At 39.1% G+C, this 19,538-nt stretch carries 17 protein-coding genes; 8 read left to right on the top strand and 9 right to left on the bottom strand.

What is annotated here, in order from left to right; genetic code table 11:
- Positions 1-18: 18 nt before the first annotated feature.
- The 5 genes from ACJJVZ_RS03955 to ACJJVZ_RS03935 form a co-directional block, all read right to left on the bottom strand.
- Positions 19-717 carry a hypothetical protein gene (locus ACJJVZ_RS03955; protein WP_405598356.1) on the bottom strand — a complete coding sequence of 233 codons (699 nt, stop codon included), beginning with the start codon at positions 715-717 and terminating at the stop codon, positions 19-21.
- A gap of 246 nt (positions 718-963) precedes the next feature.
- Complete coding sequence (locus ACJJVZ_RS03950; RefSeq protein WP_405598353.1) at positions 964-1,707, bottom strand: hypothetical protein; 744 nt, start codon at positions 1,705-1,707, stop codon at positions 964-966.
- 139 nt (positions 1,708-1,846) lie between these two features.
- Positions 1,847-3,637, bottom strand: a complete 1,791-nt coding sequence (locus ACJJVZ_RS03945; protein ID WP_405598350.1) for an alkaline phosphatase — start codon at positions 3,635-3,637, stop codon at positions 1,847-1,849.
- A gap of 11 nt (positions 3,638-3,648) precedes the next feature.
- Entirely contained in the window at positions 3,649-5,238 is a 1,590-nt protein-coding gene (locus ACJJVZ_RS03940) for an alkaline phosphatase (protein ID WP_182701174.1), read from the bottom strand.
- A gap of 206 nt (positions 5,239-5,444) precedes the next feature.
- Complete coding sequence (locus ACJJVZ_RS03935) at positions 5,445-5,807, bottom strand: hypothetical protein (RefSeq protein ID WP_138586166.1); 363 nt, start codon at positions 5,805-5,807, stop codon at positions 5,445-5,447.
- Positions 5,808-6,463: 656 nt separating this feature from the next.
- Here ACJJVZ_RS03935 and ACJJVZ_RS03930 point away from each other — a divergent pair.
- From ACJJVZ_RS03930 to ACJJVZ_RS03915, 4 genes are all read left to right on the top strand, one after another.
- Complete coding sequence (locus tag ACJJVZ_RS03930; RefSeq protein WP_006792548.1) at positions 6,464-6,673, top strand: cold-shock protein; 210 nt, start codon at positions 6,464-6,466, stop codon at positions 6,671-6,673.
- 187 nt (positions 6,674-6,860) lie between these two features.
- A complete protein-coding gene (locus ACJJVZ_RS03925; RefSeq protein WP_007580429.1) occupies positions 6,861-7,070 on the top strand; it encodes a cold-shock protein in 210 nt (69 codons plus the stop codon).
- 187 nt (positions 7,071-7,257) lie between these two features.
- Positions 7,258-7,467, top strand: a complete 210-nt coding sequence (locus tag ACJJVZ_RS03920) for a cold-shock protein (RefSeq protein ID WP_007580429.1) — start codon at positions 7,258-7,260, stop codon at positions 7,465-7,467.
- A gap of 231 nt (positions 7,468-7,698) precedes the next feature.
- The gene (locus ACJJVZ_RS03915; RefSeq protein WP_007377376.1) at positions 7,699-7,947 is read left to right on the top strand and encodes a DUF3297 family protein; all 249 of its coding nucleotides are present in this window, start codon (positions 7,699-7,701) and stop codon (positions 7,945-7,947) included.
- 266 nt (positions 7,948-8,213) lie between these two features.
- Here ACJJVZ_RS03915 and ACJJVZ_RS03910 read toward each other — a convergent pair whose 3' ends face one another.
- The 4 genes from ACJJVZ_RS03910 to ACJJVZ_RS03895 form a co-directional block, all read right to left on the bottom strand.
- The gene (locus ACJJVZ_RS03910) at positions 8,214-9,065 is read right to left on the bottom strand and encodes an alpha/beta hydrolase (protein ID WP_405599073.1); all 852 of its coding nucleotides are present in this window, start codon (positions 9,063-9,065) and stop codon (positions 8,214-8,216) included.
- A 7-nt stretch (positions 9,066-9,072) separates the two neighbouring features.
- Positions 9,073-9,969: an acyl-CoA desaturase gene (locus tag ACJJVZ_RS03905; RefSeq protein WP_405598343.1), complete on the bottom strand. Its 897-nt coding sequence runs from the start codon at positions 9,967-9,969 to the stop codon at positions 9,073-9,075.
- Between the two features lie 7 nt (positions 9,970-9,976).
- A complete protein-coding gene (locus tag ACJJVZ_RS03900) occupies positions 9,977-10,936 on the bottom strand; it encodes a hypothetical protein (RefSeq protein ID WP_259399034.1) in 960 nt (319 codons plus the stop codon).
- Positions 10,937-11,132: 196 nt separating this feature from the next.
- Complete coding sequence (locus ACJJVZ_RS03895; protein ID WP_405598340.1) at positions 11,133-11,549, bottom strand: MerC domain-containing protein; 417 nt, start codon at positions 11,547-11,549, stop codon at positions 11,133-11,135.
- 137 nt (positions 11,550-11,686) lie between these two features.
- Between ACJJVZ_RS03895 and ACJJVZ_RS03890 the strand changes: the two genes are divergently transcribed.
- From ACJJVZ_RS03890 to ACJJVZ_RS03875, 4 genes are all read left to right on the top strand, one after another.
- Entirely contained in the window at positions 11,687-14,101 is a 2,415-nt protein-coding gene (locus tag ACJJVZ_RS03890) for a TonB-dependent receptor (RefSeq protein ID WP_405598337.1), read from the top strand.
- A gap of 32 nt (positions 14,102-14,133) precedes the next feature.
- A complete protein-coding gene (locus ACJJVZ_RS03885) occupies positions 14,134-15,531 on the top strand; it encodes a 5-methyltetrahydrofolate--homocysteine methyltransferase (protein WP_405598334.1) in 1,398 nt (465 codons plus the stop codon).
- A gap of 219 nt (positions 15,532-15,750) precedes the next feature.
- Complete coding sequence (locus ACJJVZ_RS03880; protein WP_405598331.1) at positions 15,751-16,911, top strand: ATP-binding protein; 1,161 nt, start codon at positions 15,751-15,753, stop codon at positions 16,909-16,911.
- Positions 16,898-19,495, top strand: a complete 2,598-nt coding sequence (locus ACJJVZ_RS03875) for a tetratricopeptide repeat protein (RefSeq protein WP_405598328.1) — start codon at positions 16,898-16,900, stop codon at positions 19,493-19,495. Before ACJJVZ_RS03880 ends, ACJJVZ_RS03875 begins: the two co-directional genes overlap by 14 nt.
- Positions 19,496-19,538 lie beyond the last annotated feature (43 nt).

The following is a 19,538-nucleotide window of genomic DNA, read 5'->3' as shown; positions in this document are numbered from 1 at the left end:
TTCCATTGAAAACACTTCTCAATCGCCGATCACGTACACTTTATCAGGGTATGAAAGAATATATATTTTTTTAAATCCCAGTGTTTGCAAAGTATTATCTTTCGGGATATTGAACTTGCCAGAGTTGAATAGTGAATTATGCACAAGAAGTAATCGTACATCGTTAATGTTTTCAGAATACTTCGGTAACTTAGCTGCTTTTTCTAATATTTTTGATTCGATTGTTTTTTGGTCAAGTTCTGATACCCAACCAACTTTATCTGAAACATAAGTCCAATGACTATAATTAACACATGAAACCGGCAGTTTTGTAACAAATACCACCGAACCTCTATCCGGTTCTAACCTCACCTGTTCGAAGTCCTTCAACTCTTTTGTAGCAGTAACTAAGCAATTAATAAACAGTTTACTACTTTCAATATTCCCAAGAAAATTAACTTTTATTGGTATGCTCGAAATTTCATAATATTTTTTACATATTAATTTTATTCTTTGAATATTTCTAGACTCTGTAGCTCGCTTAGGTGAACCTTTCCTCATTTCATCTGAATAGATTTCTCTTACCTCTAAACCAAAATCTACTCCATTACTACCAATCAATAAATCAGGCCAACAAGCCTCATTTGGAGCACCATCGATTTGCCATTTTTGCCTTAGCAATTCAGATAGCTTTGAAGCATAAGCTTTTTCTATATTTTTCTTAGAGTCTGTTGTCATAAAATACCACGGTAGGCTAACAGCTTTATCAAACGAAACTTCACCAAAATGTCCCTATTGTGTGAATTTCTATTAATATCAAATAGTGTAAATTATTACCAGCTATAAATATTATGTGGCTGATCGTGTGTAGTATTACTTGGGTGGGAATGGCTTAAATAAATCTACTTTTGAATACCTATTTGTAGCTCATAGCCGCCTGTCATTATTTCAGCTATGAACTACAACATTTAAAAGCTTTAAAACCTAGTGGTGATGCCCGCCTTGAATAGCCTCGCCCTGCTGATTATAAAAACCTGTTGCGCTGTGCTCAATAAAACCTAGGTTTATCATTTTAGCTAAAAATGGGTCGCCTTCGTTATCGCCAATGTCGGCGTAGTCGGTGGTTTGAAAGCGATCCCACTGTGCAAATTGAGCACTAATTAATGACTCATCAGTGCTTACATTAATAAGACTAAGTAAGGTCGTTGTTTGGCTTTTTTTATTACTCGTACTAAATGTTTTTACTAATTTTGAATGCGTAAAAAAGGCGAGTGTAAAATCGTTGCCATTTTCGCTCAAGGTATAGTTTTTTACTTCATCACAGCCTGTGCCTTGTGTGCTTACTAGGGTCATTTTTTTGATTAGGTGGTTATCCACCAGCTGAGTTTTAGCACTCCAGTTTTGTACGCCGCGCACCTCAGATGGTTGATATTCAATACCGCGTTGCTGAGCATTAAAGTAACGTATTGGTCGTATTTGATTATTGGCTAGGTGCTGCCAAAGCTCGGTCATTACATCATTTTCATGGGCAACTTGTTGCTGGTTTCGCCAAAGGTTAAGCGACTGGCTGACAGGCTTGCTATTCGCCGCTGCGGTACTTTTTACAGAATGAGTGACTGTATTGGTTACACTGTAATTTGCTTTTAATATAGTTGGGTTGATATCGCACTGCGAGGCTAAGCTACTTGTACTTACAAGCGTGGAAATTAGTAATAACGCTTTTTTCATTGAGCTATCTCTTATTTATATTTCAAGTTTATGGCAATAACATAACCACTAAAAATGTCAGTTTAATGACAAAAAACCCGCACTGTGTACGGGTTTCTTTATTTAGATATTTTTAACTAAATTTATAACTAGCCGGTATTTATTGCGCTACTTTTGCATCGGCAGCTTTTACAAAATCAGCTGCAAAATCCATTACATGGAATAAAAAGCTTTGCTCGTTTGTGCCTGTTACTAGATGAGCACCTGGCCCCATAGCGTAAACACCCACATCTTCACCCGCATGAGTTTCTGAGCTAAGTGGTACTAGCGACTCTTGGTGAAAGCCTGGCGTTGTTGTATCAACATTAGTTAAATCAACGCGGCCTGTTACTGCGGCTGCTAAGTAAGAAGCATCGGCATCGGTTTCATTACCTAAATCTCTGTAACCCAAACCATTTGTGTAGCCTACGGTTGTGTAAGGCATATCATCCGCTGCAAGGCTTGGCTCTGTTTTTCCTACACCGACCACTTTACCTAAAATTGGATTACCGCGCTTAGGGTAGCCTGCAATGGTAAATACATGGCTGTGATCGGCAGTTACAACAATGAGTGTTTCTTCTGGATTAGTGTTTTGCATCGCGACTTTAACGGCTTTAGCAAGCTCAATTGTGTCGTTAAGTGCATTATAAGCATTACCCGCATGGTGTGCGTGGTCAATACGGCCCGATTCAACGGTTAAGAAAAAGCCTTGCTCGTTGTTATCAAGCACATTAATCGCTTTTTTGGTCATTTGTGATAAAGACGGCTCGCCAGCAACGTCATTTGCACGGTCAGCTTCGTACTGCATGTGAGATTCGTTAAATAAACCAAACACTTTAGTTGCATCATCGCTAATTGCATCAAAGCCCGTTTGATCCATTACGTAGGTGCCATTTGGATATTTCGTTTTCCACTCTGCGGTTAAATCGCGATTATCTGTACGATCCCCTTCAACAGCACTTACTGCATCGGCTGAATTAAACGCGGCATCTTTTGGTAAAAAGTGACGACGGCCACCACCCATAACAACATCAATACCGTCGACATCAACACCACTAAAGCGCGCTTCTAGGTTGGCTTCAAAGTTAACTAATTGCGATGCAATATCTTCACACGTTGCAGCACTTGCTGGCATATCTGAAATATCTTCCCAGTTACGCTCTGCCGATTTAGCATACGTTGCAGCTGGTGTTGCGTGAGTAATACGCGCTGTAGAAATAATCCCCGTTGCTTTGCCTGCAATTTCAGCAAGCTCTAATGAGGTAACTAGTTCGTGCCCTTTGCCTGATGCACAATTACCACGTTCAACCGCTTCATCAATACCAATAACGCCTGCGTCGGTTTTAACACCCGATGCCATTGCGGTCATAGTACCTGCCGAGTCGGGCGTTTGCGCATCTACGTTATATGTTTTTACAAAACCAGAAAAAGGCATAGTTTCGAAACTAAGTTGATGCTCTTCACCCATTTCGCCCTCTAGCTGCCCTGCTAAAATACGCGCAGCGGTTACAGTAGAAATACCCATACCATCGCCAACAAATAAAATAACATTTTTAGCTTTACCTGATTCAGTCGCAATTGCAGCGTTTGCTGCCTGCGTTGTTTCAAGTTTTGTTTGTGCATCGCTAAACCACACATTACTCGTCAGTGATTCTAACTGCTCGCTGGTTAGCGAAGTGGCTGGTGCATTACACACTAAATTAGTTGCTGTTACTTCGCCGCTATCTAGTTTACCGTTTTTGTCTGTATCTACACCTGATTGTGTTTCTACACCACCGTTAACACATTGTTCAGAGCCCACGGCAATTTTATTGTCGACTGCGATAATGTTATTTTCGTTTTTATCGTTATCACTTGAGCAACCCGCAAGGGCAACCATTACTGCTAAAGAAAGTACTGTTAATTTGTTCATGTTACCCGCCATTATTGCTGAGTTAGTTCAAGAGCTTGATTAATTAAATGAAACACTACGTTTTGCTCAATTACACCTTGAGCAAGTTGGGCACCTGGGCCTTTAGCATGTAAAGAAATATCTTCACCTGCGTGTGTTTCAGAACTAAGTGGCACGGTTGTTTCTTGATGAAAACCAGGTGTGGTTGTATCAACACCATTTAACTCAACACGTCCTGCAACAGCGGCACTTGCATAGCTTGCATCAGCATTTGTTTCATCGCCTAAATTTCTAAAACCTAAGCCATTTGCATAACCAACCGTTGTATATGGCATGTCATCTTTTGCTAAGCTCGGTGTTGTTTTTCCAACCGCAACAACTTGACCTAAAATTGGGTTACCACGCTTAGGGTAACCAGCAATCGTAAATACATGGCTATGATCGGCGGTCACTAAAATAAGGGTTTCTTCTGGATTGGTGTTATCTACCGCAGCTTGCACGGCTTTTGCAAACTCAATGGTATCGTTTAATGCGTTATAAGCATTTCCTGCGTGGTGTGCGTGGTCAATACGGCCCGACTCAACGGTTAAGAAAAAACCTTTTTCGTTTTTACCAAGTACTTCAATCGCTTTTGTAGTCATGTCGGTAAGTGAAGGTTCACCCGCTACATCGTTTGCGCGGTCTGCTTCATACTGCATGTGGGATTCGTTAAATAAACCAAATACTTTGGTAGCATCATCGGCAATGGCATCAAAGCCTGTTTGATCCATTACATAAGTTGCATCAGGGTATTGTGTTTGCCACTCAGTCACTAAGTTGCGCTCGTCAGTACGATCGCCCTCAATTGTACTTGCGGCATCCGTTGAGTTAGCCGCTGCATCTTTTGGTAAAAAATGACGACGACCGCCACCCATTACAAAATCAAGACCATCTACATCCGTTCCAACAAAACGTGCTTCTAAATTCTTTTCAAAATTAACCAGTTGCGATGCGATGTCTTCACAACCAGTCGTTACTGCATCTTCTGGCATATCTGAAACATCTTCCCAATTGCGGTCTGCCGATTTAGCATACGTTGCAGCGGGCGTTGCATGAGTAATTCGCGCTGTAGAAATGACCCCTGTTGCAAGACCTTTAATTTCAGCCAGTTCAGTCGCTGTAAGAAGCTCATTACCTGCCACTGTTGAACACACACCGCGTTCAATATCTTCATCTACACCAATTACGCCAACATCAGTTTTAACACCTGAGATCATTGCTGTCATTGTGCCGGCAGAATCAGGCGTTTGTGCATCAACATTATATGTTTTAACTTGTGCTGAGTACGGAAAGCTCTCAAAGCTTAAATAGCCTTCTTCACCAAATTGGTTATTACGCTGACCTTGTAAAATGCGCGCCGCAGTAAGTGTTGATATACCCATACCGTCGCCAACAAATAAAATAACGTTTTTAGCTTTGGTCGTTTTTGTAGCCTGCGCTTGTGTTGTTTTTGTTGTTAGTTTTGTTTGCGCAGCGCTATACCAGCTGCTGTCTTTTTGGCTTTGCGGTAGTACATCGGCATGACTAACTGCGCTAAACGCAAATGTTAGCGCGATTGCCGTAGCGACTTTTTTAATTTTCATCCGTAATTCCCATTGTTTAGTGGTTATTTTTAATATGTGTGACCACAAAAAAGATCAACCGCCGCACTATAGGAAACAGATATGACTAATAAAGGTAATTTTGATGAAGAAACAATGACTAAAATTTTACAAAAATAAGTCAGGCACAAAAAAGCGCAACGTTTACACGTTGCGCTTATCAATTCAATTAAATTTTATTTTTTTAATTAACGACCATCTTCAAACGAAGCGGTTGCAGAAACTTTGCTCCAAGTACCATCTGTATATAGTACCGTCGCCTCTGCTTTATAGCCTCTGAACGATCTTATCGAAAATGAGCATGATGTACCCGATACACCACAAGACGATGCTGCATTTGACCAAACAACACTATCAATAGCAGAACCATTACCTATAACTCTAAATACTGCTGTTGCTTTATTTTTACCATAAATTAACGCAGAACAATGATTTGGAGTAAATTGATCATATGCTTGAGTATCTACATAACACTCCATTTGATCTGCACTCGCTTGCGCAGAAAATATAGAAGCTAAAACAATACCCATAGAAATTAATGTAGTTTTCATTCTTATCCTTAATTAAACCAAAGTAGGTACGAATCAAAGTAGAACACAAATCTAAATTAGTACAATTTATTTACAAAAAAAACACAAAAACATATAAAAACATACAAAAGAACCACTTTACTAAATAACCTAATGTGATCATCCTATCCTCTAACGCGGCATTAGCCATGATTGAAGTTGCATTTAAGTAATCTGAACTCTGATGTAAGTAGCGTGAAGCCTCTCTGCCACCTCCTAATAAGAGTTAATACATCGTAAAAGCCCTGTATTATTCTAAAAGTAAGCTGCCTTGAATAAATTTAATAATCAGTAACTAACTATCAAAAATCAATATTAAACATTAAGCTTTAAACAGCTAATCACTTAATAATTAAGGGTTTTATATTTACTTACTCGTATATAAAAATACTTTACAATCAAAAATCAATCCCCTTAGCCACGGGTTAAATAAAATGAAATGTCAGATAAAGCTTGTTTTATGTCTAACCTTACTGTTATCCTGCCTCGCATCGGGTTGACAGAAAACCCTATTTATTTGTAAGTACCACGTTGATATTAGTAATAATCCTTCGCGTTATCCTCAGTTAAATGTATGTTTTCTTCCTGTTAAATTGCCTAATTTAAGGCGCACTTTTATTAATTCTTAGGATACTATTATGTCTAATACTACAACTGGTACAGTTAAATTTTTCAACGAAGCAAAAGGTTTTGGTTTCATCGAGCAAGAGTCTGGTCCTGATGTTTTCGCACATTTCAGCGCAATCTCTGGCGACGGTTTCAAAACTTTAGCTGAAGGCCAACGTGTACAGTTTACTGTTACTCAAGGTCAAAAAGGTCCACAAGCTGAAAACATTGTTAGCATCTAATTGCTAAACAATTTAGTGGGTTAGAGATAACCCATTTTGAATACTAGTTTGAAAGAAGTTTTGTTTTATTTGTTAGTACCGAGTTGTTTTAGTAATAATCCTACACGATATCCTCAAGTTAACTATTTTTTCCGGCTCAATCGCCTCTTTTCAGGCACACTTATATTAATTTTTTAGGATACACATTATGTCTAATACAACTACTGGTTCAGTAAAATGGTTTAACGAAGCTAAAGGTTTTGGTTTTATCGAGCAAGAATCTGGTGCAGACGTGTTCGCACATTTCAGCGCAATCTCTGGCGACGGTTTCAAAACTTTAGCTGAAGGCCAACGTGTACAGTTTACTGTTACTCAAGGTCAAAAAGGTCCACAAGCTGAAAACATTGTTAGCATCTAATTGCTAAACAATTTAGTGGGTTAGAGATAACCCATTTTGAATACTAGTTTGAAAGAAGTTTTGTTTTATTTGTTAGTACCGAGTTGTTTTAGTAATAATCCTACACGATATCCTCAAGTTAACTATTTTTTCCGGCTCAATCGCCTCTTTTCAGGCACACTTATATTAATTTTTTAGGATACACATTATGTCTAATACAACTACTGGTTCAGTAAAATGGTTTAACGAAGCTAAAGGTTTTGGTTTTATCGAGCAAGAATCTGGCGCAGACGTGTTCGCACATTTCAGCGCAATCTCTGGCGACGGTTTTAAAACTCTTGCTGAAGGCCAACGTGTGCAGTTTACTGTTACTCAAGGTCAAAAAGGTCCACAAGCTGAAAACATTGTTAGCATCTAATTGCTAAACAATTTAGTGGGTTAGAGATAACCCATTAATATTTTTACCTTTATAATTATTTAGTCAAATATCTTCAAAACCTCCTCTGTAAATATTTTCCAAGCGCAATCTCATTTGTATACACAACTCATTAATTAGTACATTTTTAAACACATTTACTACTATCTCTCTTGAGCGAAAGCTTTGTATTGCCTACAATAGCGCATACTTCATTCAACATAGAATATGACCATGAACGACACTACCGCAAAACCTGCTTTACCAGATCGCCTTTCTATTAATCCACGCAGCCCACATCATGTGGAAGACGTTTTTGAACACGATATTGGTATCACGTTCAACGGCAAAGAGCGTTTTGATGTTGAAGAATACTGCATCAGCGAAGGTTGGATAAAATTTGCATCTCCAAAAGGCCTTGATCGTCGCGGACAGCCGCTTTTACTTACCAGAAAAGGCACTGTTGAAGCCTTTTATAAGTAAGCTAATACTACTTAACCTGAACTCTGGATAATAAATCTATCTCGAGCAGCTATTATCAGCGCTAACTGCGTTGAATTTACTTGCAATAGGCTAGCTATTGACGCGTAAATTCGCCTTGTTTTCACTGAGAATCTCTAGCTAGAGAAAAATAAATTTAAATATCATTATGGTTCAATATGTTAGTAAATCTCTTAACCTGAGTTCAGGTTATTTACTAAAAAAGCGACACCATATTGGGTAGTCGCTTTTTTTGTGCTTGTTAAGAATCATTTAATTGTATTATTTTTCGCTTTACCTAGCACCCAATCTAAGCCTTGGATTGCTGTTGTTGGAAATGCGGTTGCATGACTAGCCCCTTCAATATCAACACTTTTTAATTCTATATTGTCACTTTTAAGCGCATTAATTTTTTGCACCAGCTGCGCTGCGCCTTCAACCATATTTTGCCCCTCACCAAAGGCTGGTGTTTCCTTTGCACCAACAGATATATACACCTTTATAGGCAATTTTGGCTTATGCGCTTTTAACGCTAATAGTGCATTATTATCAAACCAAACCGATGGGCTGCCAATAATATAATTACTAAATAAATCAGGCGTTAAAAGTAAAATAGTTGCACCAAATAAGCCGCCTAGCGAGTTACCTATGTAGGTTCTTTGTAAGTTACTGGCCCGATAGTTTTTTTCGATAAAGGGAAACACTGTACTTTGTAAAAACTCAGCATGCCCTTTGGCATTACCCGTTTGCTTTTTCCAATCTTTTGCAAAGGTAGGCGTGTAATCTCTAATTCGGCTATTGGAGCCAACAGAGCCTTTTTCATAACCAATAGCCACAATAATAGCCTGCTGCATTTTGCCGCTATTCATAGGGAACCGTGTAGCCCCAGCAACGATGGGAAAGGTATACGGTGCATCGGTTACATAAATAACCGGATACGTTTTATCAGGCTGTTTTGTATATGATGTTGGAAGCTGAATATAAATAGGATAAACGCGCTTAGTTGAAGGCTCGGTAAGCTCTAAAACATTACTTCTGGGGATTTCGTATGGCGTATTGGCACTTAATTTAAAACACATAACTGCGCAAAAAAATAACAACCACTTTGGTAGTAAATTCATTTTCATACTAAAGATTTATCCTTTGTAATTCATCGCGCTTGGGGAGGTGCTTTGGTAATACTAAATCCCAAACCAAGCCTAGTGTCTCCATTTTTTTAAGTACTAGCCAGCCAACATCTAACTGGCCTTTTTCTAAAGCAAAGTTAGCCGAACCAGGAAATGCATGGTGGTTATTATGATAACTTTCTCCCATTGTTAGCAGCGCTGCAAAGGGGACGTTATAACCTTGTATATGCGCATGATTTACATGCCAATTTCTTTGTCCATGGTTATGTGCAAAATACCCAATCAGCCAGTGACCTATAATAGAAATACTGACTCTCACGCATATTCCCCATACAACCCAAGGCATGCCTCCCAACCAAAATAGCAATAGTGCCAAAGGTAGCTGTTGCAGCATCCATGTCTTCTCCATACATCTATAAGCATTGTTTTGTGTAACACATGTTTCAATATTAAAAGTCGGTGGGTAAGTAAGCTTAATATCGCAAAAAATTTGCCAGAAAAAATCTTTCCACATAGGCTGCTGATGCCCAAAGTAGTCGTGGCAATACTGCTGTCGCTGTGCCCAATCGCGCATATCATGGGTTTTAATCATGCCTACAGGCCCAGCTAAACCAACTATTACACCTAAATGAACAAAAAGGTATTCAAGCCACGCGGGACATTGGTAGCTTTTATGTATCAGTCTACGATGCATCCCAAGAGAGTGCCCAAAGCATAAAATAACACTAGTCGTTATAATAAAAACAAATAAAACGGTAAGTGAAAACGTATACCAGCCACCTATAATGGCAATTAATATCATCCCACCTACCCACAACACTTTTACTGGGGATAAAACAACATGCCCAGCTTTGGCGCAGCTTTGTTTATTTGTTAAGATCCGCTCGTTTGTGTACATAGCCATCCTAAGCTGTTTCTGGAACAAATAGCTCATTCAAAAGCATATCTGCCGTTTGCCCAATAGCGTATTCTTGAATTGGACCAAAATACCAAGCGGGATCTAAAAATCGATGATAATAAATAGTCAGCGCTACTTTAGTATTTCCATTTTTAGTTTTAATAAAGCGGATTTCGGTTCCTTTTAGTTTTAAATAGTTACCTATGTAGCTCGTGTCTTCTAAAAATGTAGTGCGAATATAATCGTTTTCGACTTGGGTTAACTCTAGTTTCATATGCCCTTTGTGTGTGTTTGTTACAAACCAACGATGATAAGTAAAATCAATATGATGCACATCACCAGCGGATAAAGTACCCGCTTCTATATTGCTTGGCATAGGGAATAAACTTAACAGCCAATTACGCTCAATATCTAACTGCATAGGTTTGATAAGTTTTTGTTGGATTTCTTCAGGGGTCGCATTTATAACCAACTCTTTAGTTATCGAATACTCTCGTTCAAAACTGGCACTTGGCACTACTCCTTCAAATGCACTTAAAAAAATAACAGCCGGTAATATATGGGCATAATGTGTGCCCTTCTTTTTACTTCGTAAATAACAGGTTAGTAGCTGAAATAAATACATAAGCAACAATATGCCAAAGTAGATTGGCATAAACATAATTACACAAACAAAGCCCTCAAATAAAACAACAGACGTGCCAAGCATCACAATAAGCGACCACAAAACTAAATTTCCGTAATATCGGTTTAAGGTGGGTTGTTCAGGCTTTTTAATTATGTACAGTAAAGCGATTGAGACAAAAAACGGTATGCCAACATATAATAATGCGGTTCTATCAAAGTTATAAGACATTAGCGTACGTATAAGTAATGAGCTAGCGCCTATTAATAGCAGTATTGATATATTACGGCGGCGCTTACTTATCGATTGAGGTACTGACGGGAAAGGTGGCTTTTCTGACATTACGTATCCTACGTAGCTTGTTTGAGTATGAATACGCAACATTTAGCCAGTTAACTAAATACACATGATCCATATGCGGCATTTTACGCCCAACAAAAAAGTTATTAGACGTTCGGTTTTGAGCCGTATATAAAAACCTAATAACACACCTAAGGCAAGGTATAAAATGCAAAAAAAAGACGCGAAGGCGTCTTTTTTATGTAACCTGCTCCGATGTATCACCAGAGCACGGGCAATCCCCATCTTCTTTTTTAAGACACTGGCGGTAGTTAAACCAATGCGCTATGGCTATAAACGTTGAGCCAATTAAAGTTAGCGCCTTTTCTGCACCTTCATGCTCTATAAAAATAGCAAGTAACATTAAACATAAACCCACAATCCCAAAAACCATATAACTAAACTGTTTATGTTTTTTACAGCCTAGACTTAACGCAAGTAAACTTGTGGGCAACACCGCCATTAATATCCATATATGAAATTGCTCATTATCTAACTGCAGTGCTGCCAAACTTGGTAAAAACACCAAAATAACGGGTGTTGCAAAACAATGCACGGTGCATATTAACGAAAGCCCTATCGCTAGGCGATCCATTACACTTTGACTAGATTTCATTTCTTCCTCCACTAATAAATACCTGCAAAAAATTTCACTTTTAAATAAGCCTTTAAACCACAACCGTTAATTACACTTGCTACATTATAACATTTAAAGCACAATTGATACATTATAACATATCGCAAGAGGCAAGAATGAAACGAAAATCTCAATTAGCTGTGTTGATAGCAGCTTTATTACCCGCAAGTGTGCTTGCAAAATCCATTGAAGGTATTGTGCTAAACAAGCAAGGTAAAGCTATTAGCAACGCAACAGTAGAAGTTGAAGGATCAGACATAAAAGTTATAGCGGATGCAAACGGCAAGTTTGTAATAACGGGTTTAAAAGGCGGTTTAAAAGAACTTCACGTTGTTGCCCCAGGTTATGCCCATCTTCATCGCGATATCACCCTCAATACCAGTGATAGCCAATCGGTTGCTTTTAATTTAGAGCGCTCACCAATTGAAGTTATTGATATTGAAGCAACCCCAATTCATATGTCAGCAATGGAATCTGCCTCTCCGGTGAGTGTTTTATCCGGTGAAAAATTAAGACGCGAACAAGCCGCAACACTCGGTGACAGCTTGGAAAGACTACCAGGTGTTAATACTAATTTTCACGCCAAAGTCGCCAGTACTCCTATTATTCGTGGCTTAAGTGGACCTCGCGTACTGATCGCTCAAAATGGCCTTGATGTAAGTGATGTTTCGCGCGTTGGTCCCGATCACTCGGTAGCATCGGAGGCTTCTACCGCACAACAAATAGAGGTATTACGCGGCCCTGCAACGTTATTTTACGGCAGTGGTGCAATTGGCGGGGTAGTCAATGTGGTAGATAATCGCGTACCAACAGACAGTTCAACTCGTGGTGAATGGAATGTAGAGCACAACTCGGTTGATGACCAAACCGTTGCTTCTTTTAATGCCACCACAGGCACTGATTCGTTTGCTTTTTATGCTGATGCATTTTGGCGAGAAGCGAATGACTATGAAATACCCGTCGCTGCTGAATTAGCACATGACGATCATGACCATGCAGAACACCATAGTGATTATGTTGTAAAAAACAGCAACGAAGAGTCTGACGGCTTTACTGTTGGCGCCAGCTATTTATTCGATCAAGGCTTTATTGGTTTAGCCATCGAGCAATTTAATCGTCAATACGGCATTCCGGGTCACTCTCACGGTGGTGAAGACGAGCACAGTGATGAAGAAGAAAGCGTATTTGCCGATTTAGAACAAACTAAAGTACAACTATTAGGTGAATACAACCTAGATAGTAAATGGCTTAATAAAATCAACCTACGTGCAGGTTTTACAGATTACGAGCACGCAGAAATTGAACATGGCTCAGTTGGTACCACATTTAAAAATGAAACCAACGAATTACGCGTAGACATTTTGCATAGTCAATTTAATGAGTGGAATGGCGGCATTAGCTTTCATTACAAACAAAGTGATGTTGAAGCACAAGGCTCAGAAGCGTTTACCCCTCCTTCACAAACACAAAGCTATGCCATTGCACTAATGGAAGAAAGACACTTTGGTGATTTTTTAGTGCAATTAGGTGGCCGCGCCGAACGCGTAACTATCGATGCAGATAACGTATTACTACCTAGTATTGATGCCCACGCGCACGATGACGTAGGTGGACATGACGACCATGATCACGGCCATGATGAACACAGCAACGCAACTCGCGTATTTGACGCAAAGCATGAATTTACCCCTGTTAGCTTATCTGCTGGCGTAGTATGGGACTTTGCTCCTAGCTATAATTTAGGCTTGTCATTGTCGCGCTCAGAGCGTGCGCCATCAGCCTCTGAGTTATTGTCGTTCGGCCCTCATATTGGTACTGCAACCTATGAAGTCGGCGCATTGTTTGATATTCATGAAGACGGCCATTTAGGCTTATCTGATCACACCATTGATTTAGAAACCGCCAATAATATTGACCTAACCTTTCGTAAAACCCAAGGCGATATAGGCTTCATTTTTAATGCCTTCTATAACCAAGTAGACAACTATTATTATCAAGTTGAAACAGGCTTATACGCTGAAAGTGGCCACGACCACGAGGATGACCATGATCACGGTGACGAGCATGATCATTCATCTGAATTACCTGTTTATTTATTTAAGACGGACGATGTAACTTTACACGGTTTTGAAGCGCAAGTTGCATGGCAGTTAACCGACGAGTTCAAGCTTGAGCTATTTTCAGATTACGTGCGCGCTCGCCTTGACTCAGGTGGCAATCTACCGCGTACGCCACCACTGCGCTTCGGTACAGAGTTTAGCTACCAAACCGAAAAACTCAGTGCTCACATTCATGCCACTCGCTACCAAGAGCAAGACCGTACCGCTCCTGAAGAAACAGCTACCGATGGTTACACCTTGGTCAATGCCAGTATTTCTTATGATTTATCGGTACTCAATCAAGACCTTTCTTTGTACCTACGAGGCACAAATTTAACGAACACAGAAGCCCGTGTGCATAGCTCATTCTTAAAGAATATTGCGCCACGCCCAGGCCGTAGCTTTGCATTAGGCATTCGTGGCTATTTCTAAGCCATAAAAATTATAAATTAAAGGAAAACAACATGACCAAACTATTCAAACTAAAACTTATTGCACTTGCAATTAGCAGTACATTAATTACAGCCTGCGGCGATGCAGAAACCAACATTGTTGAAAAAGATCCCATTGCAGTGCCTGATGACGGCCATGATCACGGTGATGGTGGCGACCACGGCGATGGCTATACAATCGACTCATTAGGAAGACTCGCTGTACTTGCCGCTGATAGCAACGCAGCCAGCTTTTTTGACTTAGACGACAATAAACTGCTTGAAACATTCACCCTAACACATGATTCAAATACGCTGTCAGTGTCTCCTGATTTTCGTTATGCACTTATTGCAAGTCGCAGCCAAGATTACCTTGGCTTTATTGATGGTGGCTTATGGCGTGAAGATCACGGTGCACACCTACATGACTACGAACAAAGCCCTGTACTTAGCAGTTATGAACTAACCAGCGGCAGCCGCCCTACCCACCTCGTTAATCACGATGGTAAGTTAGCCATATTTTATGATGGTGATGCAGACTCAGGCACAACCGCCTCAGTAGCGGTGCTAACCGACAACGATATTACAAACGCAACAGCGGCATTACCAAGCATTAGCTACAATATAAATATGCACGGTGTGGCAGAGCCTCGCGGCGAGCACGTATTATCAACAATTCGTCGCGATGATGCACAGAGTACATCAAACGCTAAGATCCTGCCTGATCAAGTCGGTGTTTATCATTTTCACGATGGCGAATACGAACTAGAGCAAACACTTGAACTTACTTGCCCTGATTTACACGGTGCAGCACAAAACCACGACACCATCGCATTTGGTTGTAGTGACGGTGTATTACTTGCCCACCAGCAAGGTGATGACTACGAAGCAGAAAAAGTAGCTAATATTGCTACGGTAGGCGATCTACGAATTGGTCGATTATACGGCCACGAAAAAAGCGATACCTTTATTGGTATAGCTTCGGGTCATGGCGGCAGCGCTGCTGTACTGTTAAGTATCAACCCAAGCGACGCTGAAATGGAAGCGCTAGAATGGCAACTAGCCGATGGCGCAAGTGCCGTATCTTATTCTTTTTCAGCCAGTGGTGAACACTTTTTAGTACTCGACAGTCTAGGCTTTTTAAACGTACTTGAAGCACATGCGCACGACGGTCACACGCACTGGGAACTAGCAGGTCAAGTTGATATCACTGAACAAGACGTAACAACCATGCCTGAGGGTATGAAGTTTAGTATGACAGTAGCGCAAAATGGTCACTTTGCTTACGTTGCAGACCCAATTGCTCAGCACGTTGTGCAAGTACACCTTGAAGATTTAGAAATTGAAGGTGAACTAGAACTTACATTCCCACCAGCGGCTATCACTTGGTTAGGTATAGCACAAGAGGAAGAGCACGCTCACGAACACTAGATTTATAGTGTATTGACCAGTTAGAGTTTTGGGCTAAAGCCACAAAATGACAAAACCCGTAATTAGATTTCTAATCACGGGTTTTTTATATCTTCTCAAATATACGTTTAAAAACGATTCCTCTAATTTAAAAAATAACAAATTATAATTTGCCATAACGTTTGACAAAAAATAATTTGCCAACTAATCTAACAAAATATAATTTGTCATGAGGTGCGTATGAAAAACATTGTTGGTCAAGCTGCGAGAAGTGCGAACTTTTGGAATAGACCCTATGAACTAGAGGACATATGGGAAGCAATAGACAACGGTAGCCATATTCTCCTTTGCGCCCCTCGCCGTGTAGGTAAAACATCAATAATGTATAAAATAGTTGATGAACCTAAAGCAAATTATATCCCCATTTATATTGATACAGAGTCTGCTGATTCCGAGGCAGAATTTTGGTCAAAAGTTTTTAATGCACTAATGGAAGAAGACTTCATTGCCAGCCTGAAAACAAAAACTAAAAACTTCTGGGATAAAATTAAAAGCATAAAAATAGCTTCAATAACGATGGACGGCGTTGAGTTTGGTGATGGCAAAATGCTAGATCACAAGCAGGCTTTTCACAGATTAATTAAAGATTTAGATCATGATAAAAAGCTCATTATTATGATTGATGAGTTTGCTCAAACCATTGAAAACATAATAAAGTACGAAGAACCTAAAAACGCAATAAGCCTACTCAAAGCCCATAGAGAGTTAAGGCAAGATCAAAAGTTTTCACAAAAAGTGACTTTTATCTACGCAGGTTCAATAGGTCTAGAAAGCGTAGTATCCAAAATTGACGCTATTAAACACATCAACGATTTAAACAATATAAAAGTCCCGCCTTTAACTCCCCCCGAAGCAGAGAAGTTTACAATAGCACTGTTTCAAAGTGCAGAGATTAAAATCAATCAAACAGATATTGATTATTTACTTACAACCATACACTGGCTGATCCCGTTTTATATCCAACTCATTACGCAAGAAATTAAAAAAATATACCGCAGAGAGCAAAAACTTGACCAAACTGTTATTGATCAAGCAATTCATAATGCACTAGATAATCGCAATCACTTTGAGAGCTGGCAAAGTAAACTAAAAACCGCATTAGGTAAAAATGAGTATTTATTTAGTAAAGAAGTACTGAACGCTATCTCGAACCAAAAAGAGACTAACTTGCTCGATATCATGAATATTGCCAGTAAACATAACTTAGACGGCAATGAAGCAAAAGATTGCCTGCACTCATTAATATACGATGGCTACATTAACAACAACGACAACAATAAAACCTATCAATTTAACTCTCCGATCTTAAGAATGTGGTGGAACAAAAATGTCGCAAACTAATTACTCACGCTATAAATACACGCCTGATGAAATTGATGAAACAGAATTTTTAGCTAAGTTTGTTGTGCGAAATCATGATTTTGACGACATTTTTGATGACATTAAAAACAGTGATTACACAGTTCCTAGCCAACACTTTATAATTGTCGGCCAGCGAGGTCAGGGTAAAACAACCCTATTAAGAAAAATAAAACTCGCAGCTCAAGCTGAGCCAACGCTAGCTGATCTTTTAATCCCTATAAAATTCTCAGAAGAACAATATCAAATTCGTTCGCTCAGTCGCTTATGGGAAGAAATTGCTGATTACTTACAATGCACAGCTGAAGATGACTTTGCTACCATACATGATGATATGGAAAGCCATTTTGACGAGGCCGATTACGAACTAAAAAGCTTTTCATACTTAGAAAAAGCAGTAAAAGCGAAAAATAAAAAACTATTACTGTTGATAGACAACATTGACGAGCTACTAGGCAAACTAAAAGAAAAAGAGCAACGCAGACTCAGAGAAATTCTCCTCACATCGCCAACTCTCAAAATCATTGGCGGTTCAACAAAAATGCTCGAGCAGCATTTTGACTACGGAAAACCGTTTTACGAATTTTTCAAAATTATTAAACTTACCGGTTTAAACAAGCAGGAGTGTTTTGATTTTCTTGCCAGTATGGGCGATGAAAAACAAAAGAAAAAAATAGCTCACATCATTAAAAGTACCCCCGAGCGCATCGAAACTTTACGCCGCTTAACCGGTGGTGTACCAAGAACAATGGTGATGCTATTTGATATTTTTGTAGATGATGGCGGCAATGCATTTGATGACTTATTAAAAATACTCGATGATGCGACCCCTTTATATAAGCACCGTATGGACGACCTACCTGATACTTTGCAAGATATAACGCACACTATAGCGATGAATTGGGATGGCATCAGCACTAAAGAAATTGCAAAGAAAACTCGATTAGAAAGTAAAACTGTATCGGCCCAGCTTAAGCAATTAGAAACTAAATACGGCATCGTAGAATCGATTTCCATTGGTAAAAATAAAATTTATAAAATTGAAGAACGCTTTTTTAATATTTGGTATTTAATGCGCTTTGGCCGTAAAAAAGATCGTCAAAAAGTCGAGTGGTTAGTTAACTTTTTAACATCCTGGTGCAACCCTGCGGATCTTGAACGTAGAGCTAAAGATTTTATGTCCGCAATTCGTGGCGGTACAATACAAGAGTCTTGCGCTTACCACATGTGTGAAGCGCTCAGCTACGCTGGCTTAGATATAAACACTGAGCATGAAATGAAGGAAAGCACCAAAGCCTATTTAACCTCAAAAAACTCTCGTTTTGTAAATGACCTTTCAGCGTCAGATAGAGAAATTATAACAGAAGCCCTTCAATTAGCTGATGAAAATGAGATTGATGTAGCAATAAGACTACTCATTAATTCACAAAAAAATAGCGCTAAAATTTTATTTTGCATAGGTCTTCTGTACCGCACAAACGAAAGCTTTGAAGAGGCCGAATACTATTTTTTACAGTCACTCAAACGCGGAGGTAGTGATGCACTTCTTAGTTTAGGGATGCTGTACCATGAGGGAAAGTGTTTTAAAGAGGCTGAAAAGTACTACCTTAAAGCTGCTGAAAGTGAGGTAACTAAATCATTTATCCATTTAGGCCACTTATATTACGACCAAAACCAGATCGCTAAAGCTGAAACTTATTATTTAAAAGCCAGTGATAGTAGTGACAATAACGCACTATTCTATTTAGGCCACTTATACGCTAAGCAAGCTCAGTTTGAAAAGGCTGAAAATTACTATCAACTAGCAATAAAATTTGGAGATAACAATGCATTTCTAGATTTAGGGGCTCTATATTGCCAGCAAGGACTATTTGAAAAAGCAAAAGACCATTACCAAAAAGCGTATGAAAAAGGAAATTATTCCGTCTTAATTAACTTAGGCAATGTATATTTCGAACAAGACCAATTTAATATAGCTGAGAGTTACTATTTAAAGGCACTCAAAAATAATGACAACAGAGCATTACTTAACCTTGGTCAGATATATTATATTCAAGGATTATTTGATAAATCTGAAAGCTATTACTTAAAAGCCATTAATGCAGGTATATCTAGTGCTCAGGAATGTTTAGTTTGGCTATACTTCGAACAAAATCATGATTTAAGTAAGGCATTACAATTAGTTAGAACTGATTATGAACAGGACCCTAACTTTTCTAATACTTACGCCTACGCCGTTATTTTGCTTTGGACTGAACATTTATCACAAAGCGGTAAGTTATTTTTACAATGGTTAAATATGGATGGCGAACACAATGATTATGACATTACGCTCTACTTAACCTTGCTTATGGCCAAAAAACAACTTTATAAAACGAAAGAGCTTGTAGAGCTGCCTGAACACGCCTTAAAAGATAAATGCAAACCTGTTTGGTATGCCTTAATGACATTGATGCAGGATGAATTCCCCTATGAACTCACTAAAATGGGTGGTGAGTTACAAGAAAGTGTTGATGAGATTTTACAGCAAGTGGCTAAGTTTGAGGAAAAATACGCTCTGGATTAAGTATTGTTCTTAGTTATACAATCTCAATGAAAAAGACGCCGAC

It is taken from the genome of Pseudoalteromonas sp. Ld19 (assembly GCF_045064135.1).
GTDB classification, from domain to species: domain Bacteria; phylum Pseudomonadota; class Gammaproteobacteria; order Enterobacterales; family Alteromonadaceae; genus Pseudoalteromonas; species Pseudoalteromonas aliena.
This window is presented reverse-complemented; position numbering and strand designations above follow the sequence as displayed.

Bases quoted from the DNA above. Each gene is read 5' to 3' on its own strand.
- ACJJVZ_RS03955 (WP_405598356.1), bottom strand. From the start codon at position 717: ATGACAACAGACTCTAAGAAAAATATAGAAAAAGCTTATGCTTCAAAG.
- ACJJVZ_RS03950 (WP_405598353.1), bottom strand. From the start codon at position 1,707: ATGAAAAAAGCGTTATTACTAATTTCCACGCTTGTAAGTACAAGTAGC.
- ACJJVZ_RS03945 (WP_405598350.1), bottom strand. From the start codon at position 3,637: ATGAACAAATTAACAGTACTTTCTTTAGCAGTAATGGTTGCCCTTGCG.
- ACJJVZ_RS03940 (WP_182701174.1), bottom strand. From the start codon at position 5,238: ATGAAAATTAAAAAAGTCGCTACGGCAATCGCGCTAACATTTGCGTTT.
- ACJJVZ_RS03935 (WP_138586166.1), bottom strand. From the start codon at position 5,807: ATGAAAACTACATTAATTTCTATGGGTATTGTTTTAGCTTCTATATTT.
- ACJJVZ_RS03930 (WP_006792548.1), top strand. From the start codon at position 6,464: ATGTCTAATACTACAACTGGTACAGTTAAATTTTTCAACGAAGCAAAA.
- ACJJVZ_RS03925 (WP_007580429.1), top strand. From the start codon at position 6,861: ATGTCTAATACAACTACTGGTTCAGTAAAATGGTTTAACGAAGCTAAA.
- ACJJVZ_RS03920 (WP_007580429.1), top strand. From the start codon at position 7,258: ATGTCTAATACAACTACTGGTTCAGTAAAATGGTTTAACGAAGCTAAA.
- ACJJVZ_RS03915 (WP_007377376.1), top strand. From the start codon at position 7,699: ATGAACGACACTACCGCAAAACCTGCTTTACCAGATCGCCTTTCTATT.
- ACJJVZ_RS03910 (WP_405599073.1), bottom strand. From the start codon at position 9,065: ATGAATTTACTACCAAAGTGGTTGTTATTTTTTTGCGCAGTTATGTGT.
- ACJJVZ_RS03905 (WP_405598343.1), bottom strand. From the start codon at position 9,969: ATGTACACAAACGAGCGGATCTTAACAAATAAACAAAGCTGCGCCAAA.
- ACJJVZ_RS03900 (WP_259399034.1), bottom strand. From the start codon at position 10,936: ATGTCAGAAAAGCCACCTTTCCCGTCAGTACCTCAATCGATAAGTAAG.
- ACJJVZ_RS03895 (WP_405598340.1), bottom strand. From the start codon at position 11,549: ATGAAATCTAGTCAAAGTGTAATGGATCGCCTAGCGATAGGGCTTTCG.
- ACJJVZ_RS03890 (WP_405598337.1), top strand. From the start codon at position 11,687: ATGAAACGAAAATCTCAATTAGCTGTGTTGATAGCAGCTTTATTACCC.
- ACJJVZ_RS03885 (WP_405598334.1), top strand. From the start codon at position 14,134: ATGACCAAACTATTCAAACTAAAACTTATTGCACTTGCAATTAGCAGT.
- ACJJVZ_RS03880 (WP_405598331.1), top strand. From the start codon at position 15,751: ATGAAAAACATTGTTGGTCAAGCTGCGAGAAGTGCGAACTTTTGGAAT.
- ACJJVZ_RS03875 (WP_405598328.1), top strand. From the start codon at position 16,898: ATGTCGCAAACTAATTACTCACGCTATAAATACACGCCTGATGAAATT.